This window comes from Actinomadura sp. NPDC048032, from assembly GCF_040653175.1.
GTDB lineage: Bacteria > Actinomycetota > Actinomycetes > Streptosporangiales > Streptosporangiaceae > Spirillospora > Spirillospora verrucosospora.
Map to the genome: position 1 here is coordinate 1 of NZ_JBEZJP010000615.1, position 3494 is coordinate 3494.

Here is a 3494-nt window from a genome sequence, read left to right on the forward strand (position 1 = left end):
GGACATCATGATGCCGGGCCTGGACGGTTACGCCACCACGGCCGCGATCAGGGAGATGCCGCACCTGTGGGAGGGGCAGCGGCTGAAGGGCTGGCCGGTCATGACGTTCTCGCGCGGCCGGCAGGTCTACGCCGACGGGCGCTGCGACGAGTCCGAGCAGGGCGGGGGCCGGTGCGTGAACCGCCCCGCGTCCGAGCCCGCCTAGCAAAGCGAAAGGTGCCACATGCTGCGTTCTGTCTCTGTCGAGATGATGTGGCGGGACCGTCCGTACGCCGAGCGGGTCCGGGCCGCCGGGGCCGCCGGATTCGACCTGGTCGACCTCTGGGACTGGCGGACCAGCGACATCGCCGGCGTCGCCGCCGCGGGTCGCGCCGCCGGTGTCGGGGTGAGCGGCTTCTTCGGCAACCGCGACCATCCGCTGTGCGATCCCGCCGGGCGCCGGGCGGTGCTCGACGAGATCGCCCGGTCGCTGGACGTCGCCGTCGAGTCCGGTGCCCGCCAGCTGGCCATGTTCTCGAACGCGATCAGCGGGGGCCGGGTGGTCCCGTCACCCCCGCTCCCCGCCGAGGTGCTGCACGGCGCCTGCGTCGAGGCGGTGGCGGCCGCGGCCGACCTCGCCCGCGGCAGCGGTGTGACGCTCGTCCTGGAGCATCTCAACACCGTGTACCTGCCCGGCTACCTGTGGGGCGACGTCCCGGCGGTGGTCACGGTCGCCCGCGAGATCGCGGACCCGGTGGTCGGGGTCGCCTTCGACGTCTTCCACCAGCAGTTGTGCGGCGGGCGCCTCACCGACCACCTGGTGGCCGCCGCCCCATGGCTGGCCCGTTTCGACGTCGCGGGCGTCCCGGGACGGCACGAGCCCGGTACCGGCGAGGTGGACTTCAGGCACCTGCGCGCCACTCTGGACCGGCTGGGCTGGGACGGGACGATCACCTTCGAGACCGTCCCCAGCGACGGACGGTACGAGAGCGCCGTCGCGGCCATCGATGAGTTCTTCCCGGCCGCGTGGTGCCGGGCCACAGTTGAGGGAGCCTGACATGGACCGTACCGAACCGGGTGGAAAGGGCGACCTGGCAGGGAAGGTCGCCATCATCACCGGGGCCGGGTCGTACGCCGGGCAGGGGGCGGCCGAGGCGCGGCTGCTGGCCGAGCACGGCGCGACGGTCGTCGTGACCGACCTGCCGGGAGGCGCGGGGGAGAAGGTGGCCGCCGAGCTGGCCGTTCCGGGCCGCTTCCTGCCGCTGGACGTCACCGACGAGGCCGCCTGGACCGATCTCATGGCGACCGTCGAGGCAGAGTACGGCCGCGTCGACATCCTGGTGAACAACGCCGGGCTCTGGCTTCACGCGGTCATGTGCGACACGTCCCCCCGGGAGTACCGGAGGGTCGTCGAGGTCAACCAGACGGGCGTCTACCTGGGCATGTACGCGGTGGCGCCGCTGATGCGGGCGACCGGCGGCGGCTCGATCATCAACACCTGCTCCACCGCGGGCCTCAAGGGCGGCGGCATGCCGTTCGCCTACGCCGCGAGCAAGTGGGCCGTGCGGGGCATGACGCGCGCGGCCGCGTGGGAACTGGCCTCCGACGGCATCCGGGTCAACGCCATCTGCCCCGGTGTCATCGACACCCCGATGATCGAGGGCGGCACCGAGAACCGGGAGCGGCTGGCCGGGTTCATCCCGTCCGGCCGGCTCGGCACCCCCGAGGAGGTCGCGGACCTGGTGCTGTTCCTGGCCGGAGACGGCAGCCGGTACGTCTCCGGCGCCGAGATCGCCATCGACGCCGCGTTCACGGCCTGATACCCGTGCAGTTCATGGTGCTCTGCCGGGACGTGACCGGTTCGGGGGAGCTGCGCCGGTCAGTCCTGGCCGAGCACCGCCGCTACGTGGACGAACGAGCCGAACTGATCACGCTCTCCGGCCCGCTGCTGGCCGCGGACGGCACGACGCGGCGCGGCCAGCTCTTCGTGCTGGACGTCCCGGACGAGCGGGCCGCGCGGGCGTTCGTCGCGGCCGACCCGTTCACCCGCGCCGGCGTCTTCGCCACCGTCGAGATCGACCGGATGCTCCCGATCTTCGGAGGCGGCCGACGGACCTGACCCCGGCCCCGCCGGCCGCCCTTCAGCCGCCCTGGCCGACCGGTTCGAGCGGGGTCGGGGTGTCGGCCGGCGGTGCGTGCCGCCGGTGGACGGGCTCGCAGCCGGCCGCCAGGGCCGGCGACCGGCGGCGGGCGACCGCCATCGAGGCCAGGTAGAGCGCGCCGACGGTCACCGCGGTGACGATGATGTTCAGATACTCCGGCGGTACCGTCCTGTTGAGGAAATACCCGGCGACCACCCAGAACAGGGCGATCCAGTTGTAGCCGCGCCAGTACGCGTAGCGGGCGTCGGCGCGGAACAGGGCGGGCACGTCCAGCCGGGTCCTCAGCAGGACGAGGTAGTGGGCCACGAACACCCCGGCCATCGGCGCGAACAGGTCGGCCAGGTGCTGCATGTAGCCCGTGTACCCGGTGACCAGGCCCGGTGCCAGCGAAGCGGCCAGCCCGACCACCCCCACGCCCAGCGTCCCCCAGAACCGGCCGAGCCGGGAGAAGAGCGTGCTGATCGCCAGCCCGGCCGTGTAGAGGTTCTGCACGTTGATCGTCCAGTTGTCCAGGACGATGTAGACGAGGATCAGCACCAGCAGCCAGACCGCGCCGCGGCTCGCCGTCACGATCACCTCGAAGGCGTTGCCGCTCCTGCCGAGCACCGCCGCGACGGCGTACCCGCCCAGGAACGAGCAGATGAGCTGGCCGGTCACCGCCGCCAGGAAGGTGCCGATCCACATGTCGACGCGGGTGCGGGAGTAGCGGCAGAAGTCCGCCGCGTCGGTGAAGTTGGAGAACCACGCCGCGGCCATGCTGGTGGTCCACAGGGCGATCAGCGCCGCCTTGCCTTGGCCCGTCCCAGCGAAGGAGAACACCGCGTCCGGATGGAAGCTCGCCCGGGGGTAAGTCATCAGCGCCGCGACGATGACCCCCGAGAAGGCGATCTTCAACACGAAGGCCACCCGGGACAGCGCCTTCAGCGAGTCGTAGCCGACCGTGGCCACCAGTATCTGGAAGACCGCGAAGCAGACGATGATGATTGTCTGCGGGACGTCCCGGTCGAGCAGGGAGCGCAGGACCGCCGCGATGCCGACCCCGCCCGCGACGGTCTGGAACGCGAACCAGTAGACGCTGGAGACCGCGCGCAGCGCCGACGGGACGGCCGCGCCGCGCACCCCGAACACCGCCCGCATGCTCACCAGGCCCGGGACGCCGTAGTCCGCCCCGACCGTGGCGGCGACCAGGTAGGCGCTGAAGCCGGCCAGGATGCTGAGGAACCCGGTGAGCGCCGCCTCCCACAGCGACATCCCGGCGGCCACCAGCGCACCGCTGAGCACGCACTTCTCGTCGCTGACCGACTCGACCACGCCGACGGTGGCGTTGATGCGCGACAGCACCTCCTGCGCGGG

The 3494-nt window shown here is 72.1% G+C and carries 5 protein-coding genes; 4 read left to right on the plus strand and 1 reads right to left on the minus strand.

Going from position 1 to position 3494, the window contains the following annotated elements:
- The 4 genes from AB0C69_RS40000 to AB0C69_RS40015 all read left to right on the plus strand — a co-directional run.
- Positions 1-205 (plus strand): hypothetical protein (locus AB0C69_RS40000; protein WP_360361593.1); only part of this gene is annotated, 205 nt, incomplete at its 5' end.
- Positions 206-223: 18 nt separating this feature from the next.
- Positions 224-1036: a TIM barrel protein gene (locus AB0C69_RS40005; RefSeq protein ID WP_360361596.1), complete on the plus strand. Its 813-nt coding sequence runs from the start codon at positions 224-226 to the stop codon at positions 1034-1036.
- A gap of 1 nt (position 1037) precedes the next feature.
- Positions 1038-1799: a glucose 1-dehydrogenase gene (locus AB0C69_RS40010; RefSeq protein WP_360361598.1), complete on the plus strand. Its 762-nt coding sequence runs from the start codon at positions 1038-1040 to the stop codon at positions 1797-1799.
- Positions 1800-1813: 14 nt separating this feature from the next.
- Entirely contained in the window at positions 1814-2098 is a 285-nt protein-coding gene (locus tag AB0C69_RS40015; RefSeq protein ID WP_360361604.1) for a YciI family protein, read from the plus strand.
- Between the two features lie 22 nt (positions 2099-2120).
- Here the strand turns inward: AB0C69_RS40015 and AB0C69_RS40020 are convergent.
- Positions 2121-3494, minus strand: a 1374-nt coding sequence (locus tag AB0C69_RS40020; protein ID WP_360361601.1) for a cytosine permease, incomplete at its 5' end; no start/stop codon positions are given.